This is a genomic window from Nocardioides sp. Bht2 (assembly GCF_047308515.1).
In the GTDB taxonomy this organism is placed as follows: Bacteria; Actinomycetota; Actinomycetes; order Propionibacteriales; family Nocardioidaceae; genus Nocardioides.
The window spans coordinates 13744-33286 of sequence record NZ_JBLBWI010000022.1; the positions used below are offsets into that span (position 1 = coordinate 13744).

Genomic DNA, 19543 nt, shown 5'->3' on the forward strand with positions numbered 1-19543 from the left:
GGGCCGCAGCAGGGACCGAGTAGTGCCGCTCAGACGTGAATGGTGAGTTCGCCCAGATGCTCGATGACGAGCTCGTAGCGGTGGCCAGGGGCGATCGGGGTGGCGTCGGTCAGGGCGCCAGCGAGGACGAGGGATCCTGCTGGCAGCGTCTCGTGGTGGCGCTCGAGGTGCTCGGAGAGCAGGACCAGCGACTGGAGCGGGTTGCCCAGGATCGCGGCACCGGTGGCCTGGTGGACGACGGCACCGTCGACGCGGACCTTGCACGCCAGGCTGGCCAGCTCGGGCAGCGCGTCGAGGCGGTACCGCTCGGGGGCGAGGACCACGCCGGCGGAGCTGGTGTTGTCGGCGATGACGTCGGGCAGCCGGAACCTGTACCCGGTATAGCGGGAGTCCAGGATCTCTGCGGCGAGCAGCACGGACCGGACGTAGTCGCCGACCTCGGCGAGTCCGACCGCGTGGTTGAGATCGCGCCCGGTGATGAAGGCGATCTCGGGCTCGATCCGCGGCTGGGCCCAGGAGGAGAGCCGTGTCGCCACCTCGTCTGCAGCGACCGTCATGGCGTCGGTCAGGAAGCCGGCGATCGGACGGTCCACGCTCATCCGTTCCTGCTTGGCGCGGCTGGTCAGCCCTAGCTTCGCCCCGGTGATCAGCTCACCGTCCCGGAGCCGGGCGGCGCGATCCAGTTCTTGGACGGCATAGCCCCACGCCTCGTCGAGCTCCGGGTAGGTGTCGGAGAACCGTGCCAGCGTCTGCCGGCGCCCGCGGGCTTCGCGGAGCGCGGCCTCGGCGTCGTGCGGTGTCATCGGGCATCTCCTGAGGTCTCCGCTTCAGCAGTGCTGCCCGGCTCGTCGGTCAACCGTGCGCTCAGCCAGGCGCCAAGGCGTTCCAGGGTTGCCATCGTGATGCCGTGGCCGCCCGGGTCGCGCTGGGTCTGGGTGGTCGCGCCGGATTCGGTGGTCAGGTACGACCAGGTGCGGTCCAGGAGTTCGCGGGGGATGACGTGGTCGGCGTCGCCCTGGGCGACGAAGATCTGCGCGCCGTTCAGCCGGTCCGGGGTGGTCGGGACGCCGGCATCGAAAGGCAGGGTGCCATAGAGGATGGCAGCGCCCGCGAATCGGGCCGGGTCGGCCAGAACGAGTCCGCCCGCGAAGGCCGCGCCGCCGCTGAAGCCGATCAGGACGACGGGGCGTCCGGCGGGGGCGACGTCGTCCAGCCAGTCGCGGAACCAGGCCATCGTCGCGCTCAGTGAGTCGGCCACCGGACGACCGATCCCGCGATTGGCGAACCAGGCGAAGCCCGCACCTTCGGCGATCGGTGCTCGGACGGCGGCGTAGGTCGCGCCTGCGGGAAGGTGCGGGGCGAGCGAGATGATCTCCTGCTCGTGAGAGCCGCGCCCGTGCAGCAGAACGACCAGGGGAGCGTCGGGGGCGTTGGCGCCGTGGAAGGCGACCGCCGGTTCAGCGAAAGTGTTCATCGGGCGTCCCCTCTGGCGAACGTGGGCTCGGCACGGTGGCGCGCGATCGGCCGCGCGGCGAGAGGCTGGCTGGTCATGACACTTCCTCCTGAGTCGTTCTATCTTCAACTAACTCTGAGGCCACTTTGGTTGTTCCGTCAACTAATGCGGGTATGCTGTCTCCGTGAGCACGAGATGGTTGGACAGCGAGGAACGAGCAGCCTGGCTCGGTCTGATCGCTGTCGTGGAGTTGCTTCCCGGGGTCCTCGATACGCAACTGCGTAAGGACTCCGGCCTTACCCACTACGAGTATCTCGTGCTGGCGATGCTTTCCGAAGCGCCTGAACGCACGCTCCGGATGACGGCGCTCGCGCAGACCACGAACGCGACCCTGCCGCGGCTCTCCCACGTCGTGCGCAGGTTGGAGGAGCGCGGCCTTGTGGAGCGGTTCCCCTGCCCGGAGGATGCCCGCGCCACCAATGCCCGGCTCACCGACGTCGGCATGGATCAGGTCGTCCAGGCTGCACCGGGGCACGTCGCCGCGGTGCGCGCCCACGTCCTCGACGGACTCAGCCGCGATCAGTTGGCGCAGCTGCGGGAGATCTCCCGCGTGCTTCTCGCCGGGATCGACCCGGAGGGCAAGATGGCCAGTCTCTACGGGCGCGACGGGGCGTAGCGGCACCCGGTCAGGCACAGGTGCCGAACCGTCAGGCACACGTGCCGAACCGTCAGCTGTACGTGCCGAACCGTCCGATCGCTTCACGTCTTTCTGCGGACCGTCGTTCTGTCGGGGGTCCATGTTGGACTCTTCTCATGATCGAGATCGACGCCACGCACACTCCGTATGAGGTCACTGACCTCGATGCGGGCTGCTTGCTGGGCATCGTCTCCCAAGACAGCGTGCGCGCGTTGAAAGCAGTGCGGCGCCAACTGCGGCTTGCCCATCAATGGTGCGTGCTGAACCTGGTGGTGGACGGCGGCGCCGCGGCTTCGTGGTCTGACGATCCGGCGCTTGCCTCCCTGGAGATCGACGACATTCTCGGTGGTTCAGGCACTCCGCCTGTTGCTGCGTTCGCGGCCGAGGAGTTCGCCGTCGCCGCGAACCTGACTCGTCAGGGCGCGATGAGCCTGCTCGCCGACACGCTGGACCTGCACCACCGGCTGCCGCAGCTTGGGCGAAGGTCGAGCTGTTGGAAGTCCCGGGCTGGAAGGCCCGCCGGGTCGCGGAGCTGACCCGGAAGCTCTCAGCGGAGGCCGCTGTCTGGTTCGACCAACAGTTGGCTGCTGGTGAACGGTATGGCTGGCCGACCATCGAGCGAATGCTCGCGATGGCGGTGGCGAAGTTCCACCCCGACCTGGTTCGCGACAAGACCGGGCCGTTGTCGAAAGCCGACTGGGCCGTGACCCTCACCCACAAGTACGGCCCCGTAGGCACTGCGTCGAGCACCTCCACGTTGGACGTGGTCGGCGATTCGCTGGACCTGGCCCGGTTCCACGATTTGGTCTGTGAAGAGGCCGAGAAGCTCCGCCGTGCAGGCGACGTGGACACGTTGGGTCAGCGAAAAGCCAAAGCCCTTGGTTCGATCGCGGAAGCCCAGGACGCGCTCGATTTTGAGGCGGCTGGCGATGTCAGCGGCGTGGCCGAGGCAGGCGCCGCCAGCGATAAGCCAGGCCGGAAGGCTGCGGCAGGGCGCACCCGCCGTAGTGGGCGCGGCCTGCGGGTCTTCGTGCACACCACATTCGCCGACCTCTTCGGCACCGACGACCTGGCGATCGCGGACGCCGACAAGCTCGGCCCGATTCTCGTTACCCAGCTTGAAGATTGGCTAAAGCGACACGGCTCCATCGCCTCGATCACGCCCGTGATCGATATGAACCGCACCGGCTCCGTCAACCGGCACGATCCTCCTACTTGGATGGCCGAGCAGGTCCGTCAGCGTGACCCGCATTGCGTCTTCCCGCACTGCACCCGGTCATCCACAGACGCGGACCTCGACCACATCGAGCCCTACGACAACGGCACCTCCGAGCGACGCTGCCCACCGGGCCACGATCCACCGGGCCAAACCACGCCAGAGAACTTGGCGCCACTCTGTCGACGCCACCATCTCGCCAAGACCCATGGCCGGTGGCGCTACCAACGCACCCGCGATGGCAACTATCTCCGGACCGACCAGCGCGGCCAAGCCTGGCTGGTCACCAGCCTAGGCACGATCCAACTCGACTGAGCGCGTTCGCCCCACCGCACCCGAGCGCTCCGGAACCACACGGTCACCGGAGGTATCGGTGCGCCCTCGCATCCACAGCGCGCTCGGAGGTAAACCCCCGAACCAGCCGATTGCTACCACCCTGATGGCCGGGTACGCCTAGAACGCCGAACGGCCGGCCCGGAGGGTTCCGGACCGGCCGTGGGAGCGCACCACGCGTGTGCGCTCGAGGTGACCGTTGGCTCAGTCGAGTGCCCGCTTGAGGATTTTGCCGGTTGCGGTCATGGGGAGTTCGGTGAGGAATTCGATGATGCGGGGGTATTTGTAGGCGGCCATTTGGTCGCGTGTCCAGTTGATGAGTTCGTCGGCGGTGAGGTTCTTGTCGGGGTTGAGTACGACCCAGGCTTTGATCTCTTCGCCGTGTGATTCGTGGGGGACGCCGGTGACCGCGACCAGGGAGATGGCGGGGTGGGTCATCAGTACTTCTTCGATTTCGCGGGGGTAGACGTTGTAGCCGCCGCGGATGATGAGGTCTTTGGCCCGGTCGACGATGTAGTAGTAGCCGTCTGCGTCGCGTCGGGCGAGGTCGCCGGAGCGGAACCAGCCGTCGTTGCCGAGTACTTCGGCGGTGGCTTCGGGGCGGCCGAGGTAGCCCTTCATCACGTTGTGGCCGCGGATGGCGAGTTCGCCGACCTCGTCGACGCCCTCGATGTCGGCACCGTTGCGGTCGACGAGTTTGAGGTCGACACCCCACACGGGGCGGCCGATGGAGCCGGGGCGCGAGGGTGCGGAGGGGTCGTTGAAGGCGGCGAGTGGTGAGGTTTCGGAGAGTCCGTAGCCTTCGCGGATCTCGACGCCGAACTTGTTGCGGACGTCGTCGATGATGGCCACGGGCAGGGAGGCGCCCCCGGAGATGGCGAGGCGCAGGTCGACGGGGGCCTGTTCGCCGTCGGCGACGAGTCCGGTGAGTGCCCAGTACATGGTGGGGACGCCGGCGAAGACGGTGATCTGCTCGTCGGCCATGGTGGCCATGGCGGCCTTGGGGTCGAAGCGCGGCATGAAGACGAGGGCGGCGGCCGAGGCGATGCCGGCGTTCATCTGGACGCTCTGGCCGAAGGAGTGGAAGAGCGGGAGCGCGATCAGGTGGCGGTCGGCGCGTTCGGGGGTCATGTCGAACATCCGGGTGCCGGTGATCGCGTTCATGGTCATGTTGGTGTGGGTGAGTTCGGCGCCCTTGGGGGAGCCGGTGGTGCCGCTGGTGTAGAGGATGACGGCGGTGTCGGTGGCTTCGGTGGGGGCAGCGGGGAAGACGCCGGGGAACCGGGCGCAGGCGTCCTGGATGGAGGTGACGTCGTCGCGGGTGGGTGCGTCACCGGTTTCGGTGAGTGCGAAGACGGTGTGGCAGCTTTCGACCTGGTCGAAGGCGGCGTAGCCCTCGGCGGCGATGGTCGGCATGGTGGGGCCGTCGTAGCAGAGGTAGGCCACTGCGCCGGAGTCTTCGAGGTGGTAGGCGACTTCGCGGGCCTTGAGCATGATGTTGAGGGGAACGACCACGGAGCCGTTCTTGAGGATGCCGTAGTAGGCGGCGACGAACTCGGGAAGGTTGGCGCAGCTGAGTGCGACGCGGTCACCGGGCTGCACGCCGGCGTCGGCGAGTACGTGCGCGATGCGGCTGGCGTAGCGGTCGAGGTCGCGGTAGCTGTAGCGCCGGTCGTTGTGGACCAGGGCGTCGCGGGCCGGGTAGGCGCGGGCGCTGGATTCGAGCAGGCTGGCGAGGTTCAACATGGTTCTGCCTTTCGGGGCGGGGCGGCGCGCCGGGGGCGCTGCTCGGTGCCGGGTCAGGGACGGTGCCGGGTCAGGGGCGGTGTTGGGTGAGGGCGGTCATCGCTGCGGCGTCCTCGGGGAGTAGGCCGGCGATCAAGGGGGTGGGGTCGTGGCCCATCAGGAGGCGTTTGACGGGGACCTCGAGGCGTTTGCCGTTGGGGGTGCGTGGCAGCCGGTCGACGACGATGATCTGGTCGGGCAGGTGGCGTGGTGAGAGGTGGTGCCGGATCCGGTGCCGGATGTCGTCGAGGTCGGTGGTGGTGATGGTGTGGTGTTCGGTGGGGGCGATGAAGAGGGGCAGCCAATAGCCGCCGTTGTCCTGTTCGATGCCGACGAGGAGGGAGTCGGTGATCCAGGTGATCTGGTCGAGGACGCTGTAGGTGTCGGCGCTGCCGAGTCGGATGCCGTTGCGGTTGATGGTGGCATCGGAGCGTCCGTGCACGGTGACGCTGCCGGCGGGGTGCCGGGTGATCCAGTCGCCGTGGCACCAGACGCCGTCGAAGCGATCGAAGTAGGCGTGGTGGTACTTGGCGCCGTCGGGGTCGTTGAGGAACCGGATCGGCATCGAGGGCATCGGTCGGGTGATGACGAGTTCACCGACGTCGGTGGTGGGGTGGCCGTTGTCGTCCCAGGCTTCGAGGGCGACACCGAGCAGGGGGCCTTGGAGGTCGCCGGGTTCGGGGGCGGGGAGCAGTGGGACGCCGCCGGCGAAGGCACTGCAGACGTCGGTGCCCCCGGACGCCGAACTGAGCCGGACGTGAGGCAACTGGGTGGTGGCCCACTGTGCGGCGGGTGGTGAGAGGGGCGCGCCGGTGCTGCCGACCTCGACCAGCGCCGTCAGGTCGAGGCCGGTGAGGTCGAGCTGGTCGCGGTCGCACAGGGCGAGGTACCCGGCGCTGGTGCCGAGGTGGGTGATGGTTTCGGTGGCGGCGAGGCGCCAGAGCGCGTCGGGGTTCGGGTAGGTGGGGCTGCCTTCGAGGAGGACGGCGGTGGCGCCGAGCAGCAGGGCACCGACCTGGGCGTTCCACATCATCCAACTGGTGGTGGTGTACCAGTGGAACCGGTCCCCGTTGGTGATCTGTAGGTGCAGGCCGAGCCACTTGAGGTGTTCCAACACGATCCCGCCGTGCGAGTGGAGCATCGCCTTCGGGGCACCCGTGGTGCCCGAGGAGTAGACCGCCCACAGTGGGGTGGCGAACGGGGTCGGGGCGATGACCAGTGGGTGGGGTTCGGCGAGGATCGATGCGAGGTCGACGCGTCCCTCGGGCAGCTGGTTGCTGCCGCGGGCCAGGGTGAGGTGGTGGGCCACCGAAGGGAGGAGTTCGGTGAGTTCGGTGGCCTGGTGAAGGAGGTCGATCACCTTGCCGCCGTGGCGGTGGGTGTCGGTGCTGATCAGGACCTTGGGGGAGGTGACCGCGAACCGGTTCGCGGCTGCTGCGGGGGCCAGGTCGGGTGCGCAGGTGGTCCAGGTGGCGCCGACGGCGGCGGTGCCGAGGAAGCAGACCAGGGTTTCGGCGATGTTGGGCAGGTAGCCGGCGACGACGTCGCCGGTACCGATGCCGTTGTCACGGAGCCAGGCGGCGAAGGCCGCGACCTGGTCGAGCAGCCCGTGCCAGGAGAGCTCGGTGCGGTTGCCGGTCTCGTCGACGGCGATCACCGCGGGACCAGGGTTGTCGCGGTGGCGCGCGACCTGGTCGACGTAGTTGAGGTTGGTGCCGGGGAACCAGTCCGCGCCGGGCATCGTGTCGTCGACCAGCACCGGACCAGCGACCGGCGTCGGGGTCAACGCAACGTCGAAGTAGTTGACGATCGAGCGCCAGAACGCGTCGGTCTCAGTGACCGACCAACGGTGCAACGACGCGTAGTCATCACACGTGACACGCCCCGAGGAGGCGAGCCACTCGCGATAGCGATTCATCGCGCCGTCGGAAGCAGGCAAAGGGGACATGGTTCTCGGACTCTCCTGGGCAGGGTGGACCTCCGGGGCAGGCGCCTGCCCGCCCCGGAGCGGGATCAGCAGATCTGGCCGAGGCTCAGTTCGCCGGACAGGTCCGGGTCGTCGAGGACCCAGATCAGCGCCAGCAGTGCGCTGGTGTAGCTGTACTGGGCGAAACCCATCACCTCGCCCTTGGCGGCGGTGGTGAAGACGAAGCGACGCTCCTCGCCGAGGGGCGCCATCGCCTTGCCCGCAACGACGTTGCGGAAGTGCACCTCGATGTAGGGCTTGTTGCTGTCGGAGAGTGCCCACTTGGTGGGTTCGCCGGTGAAGGTGAGTCCGGCCGGGTTGATCAGGAAGCCATCGAGATCAGGGGCGTTCTCGTGGATCCACTCGATGATGTCGCCCTCGTGGTTGGAGACCAGGTGCACCGTCTCCACGCCGATCGACTCGCCGAAGGAGTGGACGAATCCCTGCAGGTCCTGGATCGAGGCGCCGCCATAGATGCTGCGGTCACGACGGTGCATGTTGGACATGTTCGGGCCGTCGATGACGCCGATTCGGTACCGCTTCTCTCCGGTCCGGATGGAGGACCAGCGGGTCGGGTCGTAGCCGGCAGAGCAGTCGCTCACGGGATTCTCCTCATTGTTGGTGCCGAACGGGATGTTCAGCGGATGCGTAGCGGGGCCAGCGCTCCTGGGGGTTCAGCGGATCGGGACGGCGATCTCACCGATGCCGTCGACCGCGAGGTGCACGGTGTCCCCAGGCACAAGGTAGTCATAGCGATCCGCGCCGTGCAGGATGGACAGCTCCAACAGGCAGCCGGTGCTGACCGTGCCGCTGCCGATCACATCGCCGGGGTGGATCACCGTGTTCCGGGACGCCTCGGCCAGCATCTCGGCGAACGACCAGTGCACCGTGCCGAGCTGGCCCTGGCTGACCTTCTCGCCGTTCACCGAAGCCGTCATGGCCAGGTCGGGACGGGCGGTACGTTCCGGGTCGACCTCGTCCGGGGTGACCAGGAAGCCGCTGACCGAACTGGCGAAGTCCTTGCTCTTGAAAGGCCCCATCGTCAACGGGATCTCGCCGCGCTGCAGGTCCCGCGCGCTCCAGTCGCAGAGCACCAGGTACCCCGCGATGTGGTCGACGGCCTGCTCGGGAGTCAGGTCCCGACCGCCGCGACCGACCACCACCGCGACCTCCAACTCGAAGTCGAGCGCAGCGACGCCGGGTGGCCGGGTGACCGGCTGGGTCGGGCCTTGGAACGAGGCGGGGTTGGAGAAGTAGAAGACCGGTGAGTCGTACCACCGCTGGGGCACCGGAACCCCCATTGCCTTCGCGGAGTTCAGCAGGTGTTCCTCGAAGGACATGAAGTCGCGGAAGGAGGGCGGGCGGGGGATCGGAGGCAACAGGGTCACCTCCGTCAGTGGAACCACCTCGGCCGGCTGCTCGATCGCCTGGGCGCCGGCCGAGGTGAGTTCATCGGACTCCAGGAGACCTAGCAACGTGGTGCCCAGCGGCAGGGCGCTGATCGAGTCGTCGTCGATCAGGACGCCGACGCGCTGCTCGGTCCGGCCCTGCTGGTGGAAGGTGCACCACTTCATCTGGATCTCCTCGAGTGGGGGTGGGTCAGTACTGCGTCATCTCGTCAAGCACGGGCTTGACGTGGGTCATGAAGAGTTCGAGCTGACGGATCACGTCTTCGGCCGGCTGCTGGGCGAAGTGCGACGGCATCACCACGTACTCGGCGGGCAGACGCTTCCACTGCTCGACGAACTGGTCGCGGACCTGGTCGATGGAGCCACCGATCCACATGCCGCTGTTCAGCACGGAGTCGACCGGGTCCTCGGTCATCTTCATCGGGGTGGTCCCGACGTAGAGGTCCTTGTAGATGTCCAGGTCGTACTTGACCACGTTCTCGCGGGCCTCGGCCTCGGTCTCGGCCATCTGCAGCCAACGGCAGAGCGCCTGGTTCTGGCCCAACTTGAAGTCCAAGCCGGCGGTCGCAGCGGCGTCCACGTAGGCCTGGCCGAACTTGGCGGCGGTGTCGATCTTGGAGAAGTACGAGGGGATGAAGCCGCGGGGGCCGCAGAACTCCACGGTCTCCAGGCTGGCGTTGCTGGCCACGAAGACCGGCGGGTGCGGGTCGCTGTAGGGGCGCGGCGTCACGCTGACCCGGCGGATCCGGTTGTTCTCGTCCATCTCGCCGGGCGCGCCCAGCTCACGGGTGGCGAGCATGCCCCACTCGATGCCCTCCTCGTAGGGCACCGGCACCTGCCAGCGGCCCTCCTTGCGCTCCACGCTGTCCTGGGTCCAGCAGTCCACCACCAGGTTGACGTTCTCCTCGAACAGACTGCGGTTGATGGCGTCGTCGGCGAACTGGGCCTTGCGCTCCTCGTCGGTCATCGCGGCCAGCTGCTCGGCGGTGTGGCCGGTCGGCGACTTGGTCGCCTTGGAGCCGTAGTTCTGGCCGATCACGTCGGTCCAGCGCTGCTGGAAGCCGCGGGAGAAGCCGGCGAAGGTGCGACCCTGGGTGATGTGGTCGATGATCGCGACGTCCTCGGCGACCCGGAACGGGTTGTGGGTGGTGATCGTGTAGCCGAGCTGGCCGACCCGCATGTTCTTGGTGAAGCTGGACCAGTAGACGTTCATCAGACCCGGGTTGGGGCCGATCTCGTAGCCCTCGGAGTGGAAGTGGTGCTCGATCCCGGAGACACCCCACAGGCCGAGTTCGTCGGCGGCCTTGATCAAGCCCGGCATGTCGCGGATCGCCTGCTGGTACAGGTCGGCGTCGCGGCCGATCGGCGCCTTGGTGATGCGCTCCTCGCGGGTCGCCGGGATCACCGGGTAGAGCTGGAGGATGACCTTGACCATTGTCATGTCCCTTTCACAGTCGGCGGCCGACGTTCGGCGCCTGGTAGTGAGGAATCTAGGAATTCGAGAGCGCTGATTCTTTGGGTGCGAACCCAGGGATGCGACGGGGATTCTGTTGCCCACACAGGGGATCCGGCGTCGACCTCGATCACATCGAGGTCCAACCTCCGTCGACCACCAACTCCGCGCCGGTGATGTAGGAGGCTTCGTCGGAGGCCAAGAAGACGATGGCGGTCGCGACCTCGTCGACCTCGCCCTGACGCTGCAACGGAATCCCGCGGACGGCGGCCTCGCGCGCCTCGCCGCCGCGCGTGGTGACGGCGCTGCGCATCGGCGGCATCACGCCCGGATAGACCGAGTTGACCCGGATCCCCTCGGGACCGTGCCGGACCGCGCCCGCCTTGGAGAGCATCCGCACGGCGCCCTTGGAGGCGCTGTAGCCCAGGTGCACGTAGTCCTGGCCGATCAGGCCGGAGACCGAGGAGACGTTCACGACCGATCCACCGCGACCGGTCCGCCGCATCGCGGCCATCCCGTGGTGCATCCCGAGGAAGGTGCCGGCCGCGTTGGTGTCCATCAGCGTGTGCCAATGAGCCGAGTCGTACGGGTCGATCGCCGTGCCACCACTGAGCCCGGCGTTATTGACCAGGATGTCGAGGCCGTCTCCGGTCGACTCCACCTCGGCGACGGCGGCGATCCAGTCCGCCTCCTCGACGACGTCGAGATGGAGCGCCGTGGCCCGAGCGCCTAGTGCGCTGACCTCGTCGGTGGCCTGGGCGACGAGTTGTTCGTCGATGTCAGCCAGGAAGACATGGCTTGCGCCCTCGCGCGCGGCGAGGCGGGCAGTAGCGGCGCCGATCCCGCCACCGGCACCGGTGATCAGGATCGTTTTTCCGTGCAGTCGCAATGTGAGTCCTTCAGACGAGAACCGATGGGAGGGTCAGACGATGCCCAGTTGGGCGAGCCTGCGGTAGAACGTGGAACGCGACATCTCCAGTTGTGCGGCGGCGGCTGCCTTGTTGCCGGCGTGGGTGGCCAGCACCGCGGCGATCGCGTCACGCTCGATGCGTTCCAGGGGCGTCAGTTGCCGAGAGGTGGCCCGCGCATGGGCGGGCCGGGGGAGGTGGTGCGGCATGATCGGCACGGCGCCGGCAACGGCTCGTGCCTTGTGCAGAAGGCGTTCCAGCTGCCCCATGTTTCCGGGGAAGGGCCGCTCCTTGAGCGAACGGATCGCCTCCGGCGCGATCGCCAGGTCGAGGTCGGTGGTGGGCACCGCCAGGATCTCGGCGATCACCGCGTCCATCTCGGCCGAGAGCTCGGCGAGTCCGGGAACCCGCTGCGTGGTCTCGAAATAGCGGGTGAGCCAGGCGGGCACCTCGTCGGCGCCGGCCTCGGTGCGGAAGGTCGCGGTGAGGGTCCGAGCAGTCTGTTGCAGGCAGGCGAAGAGCCGTGCCAACTCGACCTCGCGCTCGGGGGCGACCTCTTCGAGGTGGGTGATCAAGAAACAGTCCGCCGAGCCGAGGTCGACGCCCCCACGAGCGTCCAGCAGGTCGAGCGCGCGCCCGGTCAGCAGGTCGATCCCCAGCGAGTTCGCGGAGGCGGCGGCCAGCGTTGACTTGCCACTCCCGATCGGGCCGTGGATCAGCAGGGACGGCGAGGTGCGCAGCTGCGTGGTGATCTCATTGCGCAGCTGGGTGAAGGGGCCTGCGTGCGGTACTGGCTGCGTTGAGCCGCTGCCGTCGCTGGAGGCGGCGCCGAGCTCGTCGAGGTTGCTGATCCTGCTGGCCTGAACCAGGCCGCCGATCAGCTCGTCGCCGGAGTGGACGAGACGGAGCGAGAGGCGCACTCCGGCGATGGTCGGCGTCAGCAGGCGGGTGTCGCGCTGGGTCTCTGCCGCCCGCAGCACCGCTGACCAGAGCTCGCCGTGGCTGGGCAGGGCGCTCGCGGTTGCCGCGGCCTCGGCGTTGGTGACGCAGAGCCGCGCGTTGACCGCGAAGACCGGACGCCGCGGGCCGCGCCGCTCGAGCCGGAGGAAGACGTCCAACAACTCACGGTCGGCACGTGCGTAGCCGGAGACCAGCGCAGCGCCGATCTCCTTGGCGGCCTGGTTGACCAGCGTGCTCAACAGGCCGATCGGGATGGAGAGGTCGCAGCCCACCGCTACGGCGCCCTGCAACACCCCCGAGCCGGGGTGGACGATCGGCGCACCGGCGCCGGCCACGTTCGAGAGGTGCTCGTGGAAGTGCTCGGGGCCCCAGACCGACATCGGGCGCCGCTCCTCCAACACGGTGGCCAGGACCGTGGTCCCGACATGGCCCTCATCGATCACCGAGCCGATGGCGCAGAGCTGCTCCATCCGGCTCTGTGACGGAATGTCGGTGGCCCACTGGCCCACGATCTGTCCGTTCCGGTCCACGACCTGGATCCAGACGTGGGCGTCGGCGAGATCGCGGACCAGCGCATCGACGACGGGTGAGGCGGCACGCAGCAAGGCGCTGTCCGGGTTGACCCCGGTCCCGGCCTGCAGGTTGAGCGGGCCGTTCGGCGAGACCCCGGCCATCATCGATCGGTACCACGAACGCCGGATCTCGGGGCGGACCCAACCAGGGGCCTCGTCGCCGTGGAGGAACGCTTCGCGTGCTGAACGGAGCCGGCGGGCCTGGTCGTCGTTCAGCTCCTCGGATGCGGTGGGCATGGTCATCCGGTTCGACTCGCTGGTCGGGGTCTCGTCGTGGCTCATTGCTGCCAGCGCATCAGACGACGTTCGATCGCGGACATGAAGCCGTCGAGGAGCAGTCCGAAGACCATCACCACGACCAGGACGGCGAAGACCGCGCCGGGCTGGAAGCTCTGCGAATCCATCGCGATCTTGCGGCCCCAACCGGACTCCGCTGCCAACATCTCAGCGAAGACCGCACCGAGCAGTGCGAAGACCGCACCCAGGCGAAGGCCCGAGAAGATCGCCGGGATCGAGCCCGGAAGGATGATCTTGAGGAACATGTCGCGCTCCGAGGAGCCGATCGCGCGGCCCATCATCACGAAGTCGGGGTCGATGGTGCGGATACCGGACTCGGTGGCGACCATGACCAGGAAGAAGACGATGCTGGCGATCAGGTAGACCTTCGAGCTCATCCCGATCCCGAACCACAGGATGAACATCGGGGCCAGGGCGACGCGAGGCATCGCGTTGAACGCGGTGAAGAACGGCGCGACCACCGAACGGAAGAAGCTGTACCGACCGAGCAGCAGGCCGAGCGGAACACCGATCACCACGCCGAGCCCGAAGCCGAGCAACGTCTCGGTGATCGTGGTGCGGCTGTCGAGCATGATCTCGGAGCCGGTCAGATAGGTGTGCAGCTGCTCCCAGATCAGCGAGGGCTTGGAGTAGAAGACCACGTTGGCCCAGCCCTTGTTGACCGCCAGCTCCCACAGGCCGAGCAGCGCGGCGAGCAGCGCCGCCTGGATCGCGAGGATGGCGATCCGTCGGCCCGAGATCAATCGGGAGAGTTTGCGTGGCTTACGGCGGCTCGTCGGAAGCTCCGGTGCGGTGGCGGTCATCGTGGTGGTCTGCTTTTCGGGGAGTGATGTCGTCGTCATAGCGCTGGCAACCTTCGATCAGATCTGGGAGATGTGGAGCTGGGCGATCTCTTGTCGCAAGAGCTCCCAGACGCCGTGGGTGATTTCGCGGAACACCGGGTCGTAGCGGATCTCGGCGGCGTCTCGGGGACGCGGGAGGTCGACCTTGATATCGGCGATCACATGGCCCGGGCGGTGCGAGAGCATGACCACGCGGTCGGCCATCGCGACGGCCTCCTCGATGTCGTGGGTGACCATCAGGACGGTCCGGTGGTTCTTCTCCCAGATGTCGATGAAGGCGTTCTCCAACAGCAGCTTGGTCTGCTGGTCGAGTGCGGAGAAGGGCTCGTCGAGGAGCAGGAGCTCGGGTTCGGTGGCCAGGGTGCGCGCGATCGCGACGCGCTGCCGCATGCCCTGGGAGAGCTGGGAGCGGTAGGCCTTCTCGAAGCCGGCCAGGCCGACCTGGTCGAGAGCGGCACGGGCCCGCTCACGGCGCTCCTTCTTCGGCACACCGCGGACCTCGAGCCCGTAGCAGACGTTGGACTCCGCAGAGCGCCACGGCAGCAGCGAGTCACGCGCCGAGATATAGCCGACGTCGCGGCTCGGCTTGTTCACCGGGAGGCCGCGAACGGTGATCTCGCCCGTCTGCGAGGGGACCAGTCCCGCGACCAGGTTGAGCAGCGTGGTCTTGCCGCAGCCGCTCGGGCCGACCAGGGCGATGAACTCACCTTCGGCGATGTCGAGCGAGACGTTGTCGATGGCGAGGGTGGGCTCCTCGCCGCGACGCTCGAAGTGGTGAGTCAGGTTCCGAACCGAGATCGCCGGCGGCACCGTGGTGGGGTGCGCGACGTCGGTGGGCTGCTCCAGTGGCGGGTTCATATCTCCTCCAGAGGAAGGGTGGTGGGGTAGACGAGACAAAATCGAAGAAGTGTCAGCCGAGTGCCGAAGCACTGGCGAGCGAGGGCACGGGCGCGGTCGGGGTGCTCAGCCGCTCGATCGCCAACGCCAGTTCGAGGCGGAGGAGCACCTGCGGATCGCCCAGGTTCTCGATGCCGAGCAGTTCGCTGATCCGCTTGAGCCGGTAGCCGACGGAGTTGGCATGCAGGTGCAGCCGACGTCCGGTCTCCTGGGCGTTGCAGGCGTGCTGGAAATAGGTCCGCAGCGTCTCGACCAGCCCGCCGTTGCGGCGCTGGTCGTACTCCTGGATCGGGCCCAACGTCTCCGTGGCGAAGGCGATCAGCTCGCTGGGGTCCTTGACGCCGAGCAGGAGCCGAGCCAGCCCGAGGTCCTTGGCCCCGATCGTCCGCTCCGGTTGACCGGAGGCGGCCAGCACCTGGAGCAGCGAGAGGCTCTGCTGGTAGGCGTCGCGGTGGCCGGCGATGGTGCTGCTGGCATCGGCGACGGCGGCCGACACCGTGGCTCCGCGGGCATGCGCCCCGAGCTCGCGGCGGAGGTTGTCAGCGAACTGGCGCGCCGCCTCCTCCGGCCCATCGGTACAGAGCACCACCAGGTGATCGTCGTGCTCGGCGGCCAACAGTGCGCTGTCGGTGCGTCGTGCCAATTGCTCCGCGGCACGCAGCAGGGGTCGACGTGATGGGACCGCGGTGCCGGGGGAACCGTCGTGCTCGACGCGGGCCAGGATCAGACGCATGGGGCGCGTCAGATCGATGCCCCAGCGGTCGCGAGCGTGGGTGAGCAGACGATCCTGGTTGGCCACCGGGCAGGTCAGCAGCTCTTCGACGAGGTTGCCCTGGAGCCGGCTCTCGGCGTCGAGTCCGGCCCACTCGCGTTGCAGCACGAGTGCGACCAGTGACGGCGCCGTCTGCAGCAAGGCGGCAACCTCGGTACGACTGGCCCGCTCAGGGGCGCAGTCGATATGCAGGGTGGCCACCAGCCGGTCCTCCAGCAGGACCTCTCGCCGCAAGGGGGTGGGGGTCTGCTCCTCGGTCTCGCCGACGGCCCGCGCCAGCAGTTGCCCGAAGGAGTTGGTCACTTCGAAGTTCGCTCCGGAGAGGTCCGAAAGCTCGGTGAGCAGCTCCGGGAGCCCTGCGCCGGCCGCCACCAGGCGTTGCGCGGAGTCCAGATTGCCCTGCGCGATCCGCAGCGCGGTGCATCGGGTCTGGAGCGCGGTGATCAGGCTGTCCTGGTTCACCTGCGCAAGCCTGCGACTGCTCTGCGCCAGCTGCATGTCGAGCAGGAGCGCGACGACGTTGGCGAGGCTCTCGGCCTCCAGGATCTTCGGCTCGGTGAAGCACCGCGGGGAGGGGCAGTACACGTTGATCACGTACCGCGCGCTCTCCAACCCGGCCAACGGCATCGAGAGCAGGGACCTGATCCCTTCCTGGTCGGCGCGGCGCTCGGACTCGTCGCCGAGGGCCAGCCAGGAGGTCGAGGCGACGATCGGGCGACGCGACCGGTAGGCCTGGGTGGTCGGCGCCTCGACGAAGTCGCCGGTGGTGGTCATCAGGCGTTGCGCGAAGCCGTCGACGTACTGGTCGGAGACGCCGTAGGAGGCGGCGACACGGATGCTGCCGCTCTCCATCGCCATCACCAGTGCCATCGTGTGGCCGGTGGCGTGGGCGACCTTGGCGGCGATGAGTTCCAGGACCTCGTCGGTGCTGGCCTCGTTGCGGACCGCTGCGGTCACCTCGGCGACAGCACCGAGGTGGTCGGAGGTGATGCGCTCGACGGCGTCGCCGGAGGTGGCGCTCGAGCAGGCGTGGGCAGTCATCGAGGCACCCCCTCGGTGACGTCGTAGGTCGTCATCACTGCTCCGTCGTGTGCATCTTGCTGCGGTGGAAGATCAGCGGGGTGTCGGTGCCGCGCTCGCCGACGCCGACGACGCGGCCGATGGCGACGGCGTGGTCACCGAGGATGTGGGTCGACTCCAGGACGCACTCCAGGTGGGAGTCGGCGTCGCTGAGGATGGGGGAACCCGTCACTCCGGCGAAGTGCGCGACGCCGGCGTACCGGTCGATGCCGGAGGTGGCGAACCGCTGGGCGGTCTCCATGCCGCGCGCCGACATCAGGTTGACGGTGAAGTGCTCCGCGTCGCGGATGCTGGGCCAGGTGCTGGAGGTCAGCGCTGCGCAGAAGAGCACCAGCGGCGGGTCGAGGGAGACCGAGGTGAAGGAGTTGGCCGTCATCCCGACCGGGCCGCTCGGGCCCTCGGCGGTGATCACCGTGATGCCGGTCGGGTAGGCGGACATCACCTGACGCAACTGAGCGGGGTCGATCCGCTCGGTGTCGAGATTCACGGCTCGTTCCAATTCTTGAGTGCTCACGGGGGCTCCTGTCTGGGTGGCTGCTCGACCACCTCTGGTGGACTGACCGCCGAGGGGCGGGCGTCGCGTGACGTGGTCTGACTCACAGTAGGAGCCGCGTGCCTATGATCCGTGTCTCAGTTTTGGGACAGCTGGCGGGGTCCCGGTCAACGGGCGGTGGCGCGAATCGGCCGCTTTCGCGCCGCATCCTGGTCTCCGCGCCCTCTCGGTTTGGCGAACGTGCGTGATCGCCGCCACTATTTCCCGGGAATGGGACACAGCGGGCCGTGGGCAGCGAACTAGCGTCCGTCCCACCAGGGTCCGTCGGTCATTCGCCGAGTCCGGCCTCTGACGTCCAGAACGGGTTCCATCGCTGTGCGGTGTCCATGAAAGTAGATGAGTTCATGAAGATTCTCTCCACGTCTCGGCGCGGCCCGGTGCGCCGCGCGATCGCAGGGGCTGCCGGTGCCCTGCTCCTCGCTTCGACCCTCGCCGCCTGTGGTGGCGGCAGCGGCGACGAGAAGACCGCCTCCGGCCAGGACAAGGTCGACTTCGGTGTCTTCCCGGTCTTCGTCTCGCTGCCGGTCTGGGTCGCCCAGGAACAGGGCTTCTTCGACGACCACGACCTGTCCGTCTCGCTGAAGACGATCACCACCGGCCCCGCGATGATCTCGGCCCTGGCGTCGGGCAGCCTGGACGCGATGGTCGTCGGTGTGACCAGCGTGGAGACCGCGCGCGTCTCCGGAATGCCGTTGAAGATGGTCGCGGTGACCTTGCCGACCTCGATCTACCACGTCTTCGGTTCCACCGAGCTGATGAAGGACTGCGACTACGTCGGGCAGCCCTACCCGGCACCGCTCAAGTGCGCGAAGGGCAAGAAGATCGGCATCATCGGCGGCCTCGGCACCGAGTCGCACACGGTCGGTCTCAGCCTGCTGAACCAGGTCGGCCTCAAGGAGAAGGACGTCACCTTCGTGCCGATCGGTGGCGGCGAGGGCGGCGGACAGGCTCTGAAGGAGGGCCAGATCGACATCCAGCTCGCCGAGGACACCGCGGCGGCGTTCACCACCGGTCTGGGTGCCGGCGAGCCGCTAACCGACATCCAGACGCAGGGCGTCTTCGAGTCCTGGGTCGGCGGCGCTGCCTGGGCGATGGACCCGGAGATCCAGAAGAACCCGGAGAAGTTCCAGCGGATGTCCGACGCCCTGGCTGACGCCGTCGAGTGGATCGTCGACCCCGCCAACGAGGCCGCGGCGGCCAAGATCTTCAAGAAGTACTCGCCCACGATCAGCGAGGAGACGATCGTGGCGGTACTGCAGAACACCCGTAAGTCCTGGGGCTCGGAGGCCTCCTGTGACCAGGTGATGAACGCCGTCAACTGGCTCGTGGAGAATGGCACCATCGACGGCGACAAGGCCGACAAGTCGTGTGACGACCTGCTCACGAAGTCGGCCCGCGTCACCAAGTGATGCGTTGACCGACGACGCCCGCCCGCAGCTTCGGCTGTGGGCGGGCGTTCTGGCATTTCGGGGATGCTCACATGACCAACATGCCGGCGTCGACGGGGATGGTCGCACCGGTCACGAAGCGGGCCTCGTCGCTGGACAGCCAGAGCACCGCATTGGCGACGTCCTCGGGCTCCACCGCGTCGACGCCCAACGGGTTGCGCGTTGCGCGCGCCCGAGCAGCTTCTTCCTTGGTGGCGGTGGCGGAACCCGCAAAGGCCCGCCAGGCCTCCTCGTTCTGGATCATCGGGGTGTTGATCGCGGTGGGGTGCACGCTGTTGCACCGAACACCTCGCGGCCCGAACTCCTTGGCCAGCGTCTTGGTCAGGCCGACGACGGCGTGCTTGCTCGCGGAGTAGTGCACGGCGCCGGGGGCAGCGCGCAGGCCCGCGGTCGATCTGGTGATGACGATCGAGCCACCGCCGGCGGCGATCAGGTGCGGTAGGGCCGCCCGGCAGGTGTTCCAGGCGCCGGTCAGGTTGACGTCGATGATCGCTTGCCAGTCGGCGTCGCTGATCTCCAGGCTGGGGCCGACCTTGAAGAGCCCAGCGTTGACGCAGACGATGTCGAGGCGGCCCAAGGCGGCGACGGCGTTGTCGAGTGCCGCCGTCATCTCCTGCCGATCCCTGACGTCGCCGCGAATGGCGATGGCCCGGCCGCCGTGTTCCTCGACGAGCCGCACCGTGGTGGCCAGATCGGTGTCCTCCGGGGCGGGGGTCAGTCCGTTCGGTGCGGCGTCGGCGCACAGATCCATCGCGATGATGTCGGCGCCGTTGGCGGCCAGCGTGGTGGCCAGGCTTCGTCCGACGCCGCGGGCGGCGCCGGTGATGAAGGCGACCTTTCCGGCCAGGCGTTGCTCGTCCGGGAACTGCTGGGGCGGGGGAGTCTGGGTGTTCATGGGTCTC

The 19543-nt window shown here is 68.0% G+C and carries 18 protein-coding genes; 4 read left to right on the top strand and 14 right to left on the bottom strand.

Annotated features, from left to right (window positions below):
• Positions 1–29 precede the first annotated feature (29 nt).
• On the bottom strand, positions 30–803 hold the full coding sequence (locus tag ACLM5J_RS19205; RefSeq protein ID WP_413658276.1) for a 2-keto-4-pentenoate hydratase: 774 nt from the start codon (positions 801–803) through the stop codon (positions 30–32).
• Entirely contained in the window at positions 800–1474 is a 675-nt protein-coding gene (locus tag ACLM5J_RS19210; protein WP_413658277.1) for an alpha/beta hydrolase, read from the bottom strand. Before ACLM5J_RS19210 ends, ACLM5J_RS19205 begins: the two co-directional genes overlap by 4 nt.
• A gap of 163 nt (positions 1475–1637) precedes the next feature.
• Between ACLM5J_RS19210 and ACLM5J_RS19215 the strand changes: the two genes are divergently transcribed.
• The 3 genes from ACLM5J_RS19215 to ACLM5J_RS19225 all read left to right on the top strand — a co-directional run bounded on the left by ACLM5J_RS19215 (position 1638) and on the right by ACLM5J_RS19225 (position 3681).
• Positions 1638–2129 (top strand): MarR family winged helix-turn-helix transcriptional regulator, encoded by a 492-nt coding sequence (locus ACLM5J_RS19215; RefSeq protein WP_413658278.1) that lies wholly within the window; start codon positions 1638–1640, stop codon positions 2127–2129.
• Positions 2130–2266: 137 nt separating this feature from the next.
• Positions 2267–2686 carry a hypothetical protein gene (locus ACLM5J_RS19220; RefSeq protein WP_413658279.1) on the top strand — a complete coding sequence of 140 codons (420 nt, stop codon included), beginning with the start codon at positions 2267–2269 and terminating at the stop codon, positions 2684–2686.
• Positions 2644–3681, top strand: coding sequence for an HNH endonuclease signature motif containing protein (locus ACLM5J_RS19225; RefSeq protein ID WP_413658280.1), 1038 nt, complete (start codon positions 2644–2646; stop codon positions 3679–3681). Before ACLM5J_RS19220 ends, ACLM5J_RS19225 begins: the two co-directional genes overlap by 43 nt.
• Before the next feature lie 222 nt (positions 3682–3903).
• Here the strand turns inward: ACLM5J_RS19225 and ACLM5J_RS19230 are convergent, their stop codons facing one another.
• The 11 genes from ACLM5J_RS19230 to ACLM5J_RS19280 all read right to left on the bottom strand — a co-directional run bounded on the left by ACLM5J_RS19230 (position 3904) and on the right by ACLM5J_RS19280 (position 17154).
• The gene (locus ACLM5J_RS19230; RefSeq protein ID WP_413658281.1) at positions 3904–5445 is read right to left on the bottom strand and encodes a long-chain-fatty-acid--CoA ligase; all 1542 of its coding nucleotides are present in this window, start codon (positions 5443–5445) and stop codon (positions 3904–3906) included.
• A 70-nt stretch (positions 5446–5515) separates the two neighbouring features.
• Positions 5516–7432, bottom strand: a complete 1917-nt coding sequence (locus ACLM5J_RS19235) for an acetoacetate--CoA ligase (protein ID WP_413658282.1) — start codon at positions 7430–7432, stop codon at positions 5516–5518.
• Between the two features lie 65 nt (positions 7433–7497).
• Positions 7498–8052 (bottom strand): type II 3-dehydroquinate dehydratase, encoded by a 555-nt coding sequence (locus tag ACLM5J_RS19240; protein WP_413658283.1) that lies wholly within the window; start codon positions 8050–8052, stop codon positions 7498–7500.
• A 72-nt stretch (positions 8053–8124) separates the two neighbouring features.
• On the bottom strand, positions 8125–9024 hold the full coding sequence (locus ACLM5J_RS19245) for a fumarylacetoacetate hydrolase family protein (RefSeq protein WP_413658284.1): 900 nt from the start codon (positions 9022–9024) through the stop codon (positions 8125–8127).
• Between the two features lie 25 nt (positions 9025–9049).
• A complete protein-coding gene (locus ACLM5J_RS19250) occupies positions 9050–10294 on the bottom strand; it encodes an LLM class flavin-dependent oxidoreductase (protein WP_413658285.1) in 1245 nt (414 codons plus the stop codon).
• A 148-nt stretch (positions 10295–10442) separates the two neighbouring features.
• Complete coding sequence (locus ACLM5J_RS19255; protein WP_413658286.1) at positions 10443–11201, bottom strand: SDR family oxidoreductase; 759 nt, start codon at positions 11199–11201, stop codon at positions 10443–10445.
• Between the two features lie 33 nt (positions 11202–11234).
• Positions 11235–13034, bottom strand: a complete 1800-nt coding sequence (locus ACLM5J_RS19260; RefSeq protein WP_413658287.1) for a helix-turn-helix domain-containing protein — start codon at positions 13032–13034, stop codon at positions 11235–11237.
• Positions 13031–13891 carry an ABC transporter permease gene (locus tag ACLM5J_RS19265; RefSeq protein ID WP_413658288.1) on the bottom strand — a complete coding sequence of 287 codons (861 nt, stop codon included), beginning with the start codon at positions 13889–13891 and terminating at the stop codon, positions 13031–13033. Before ACLM5J_RS19265 ends, ACLM5J_RS19260 begins: the two co-directional genes overlap by 4 nt.
• Positions 13892–13909: 18 nt before the next feature.
• Positions 13910–14749, bottom strand: coding sequence for an ABC transporter ATP-binding protein (locus ACLM5J_RS19270; protein WP_413658289.1), 840 nt, complete (start codon positions 14747–14749; stop codon positions 13910–13912).
• Positions 14750–14801: 52 nt separating this feature from the next.
• Positions 14802–16601: a helix-turn-helix domain-containing protein gene (locus tag ACLM5J_RS19275; protein WP_413658290.1), complete on the bottom strand. Its 1800-nt coding sequence runs from the start codon at positions 16599–16601 to the stop codon at positions 14802–14804.
• A 34-nt stretch (positions 16602–16635) separates the two neighbouring features.
• On the bottom strand, positions 16636–17154 hold the full coding sequence (locus ACLM5J_RS19280) for a flavin reductase family protein (RefSeq protein ID WP_413658292.1): 519 nt from the start codon (positions 17152–17154) through the stop codon (positions 16636–16638).
• Between the two features lie 383 nt (positions 17155–17537).
• Between ACLM5J_RS19280 and ACLM5J_RS19285 the strand changes: the two genes are divergently transcribed.
• Positions 17538–18602 (top strand): ABC transporter substrate-binding protein, encoded by a 1065-nt coding sequence (locus ACLM5J_RS19285; RefSeq protein ID WP_413658293.1) that lies wholly within the window; start codon positions 17538–17540, stop codon positions 18600–18602.
• A gap of 67 nt (positions 18603–18669) precedes the next feature.
• On the opposite strand, the gene ACLM5J_RS19290 is transcribed toward ACLM5J_RS19285, so the two are convergent.
• Positions 18670–19536: a mycofactocin-coupled SDR family oxidoreductase gene (locus ACLM5J_RS19290; RefSeq protein WP_413658294.1), complete on the bottom strand. Its 867-nt coding sequence runs from the start codon at positions 19534–19536 to the stop codon at positions 18670–18672.
• Positions 19537–19543 lie beyond the last annotated feature (7 nt).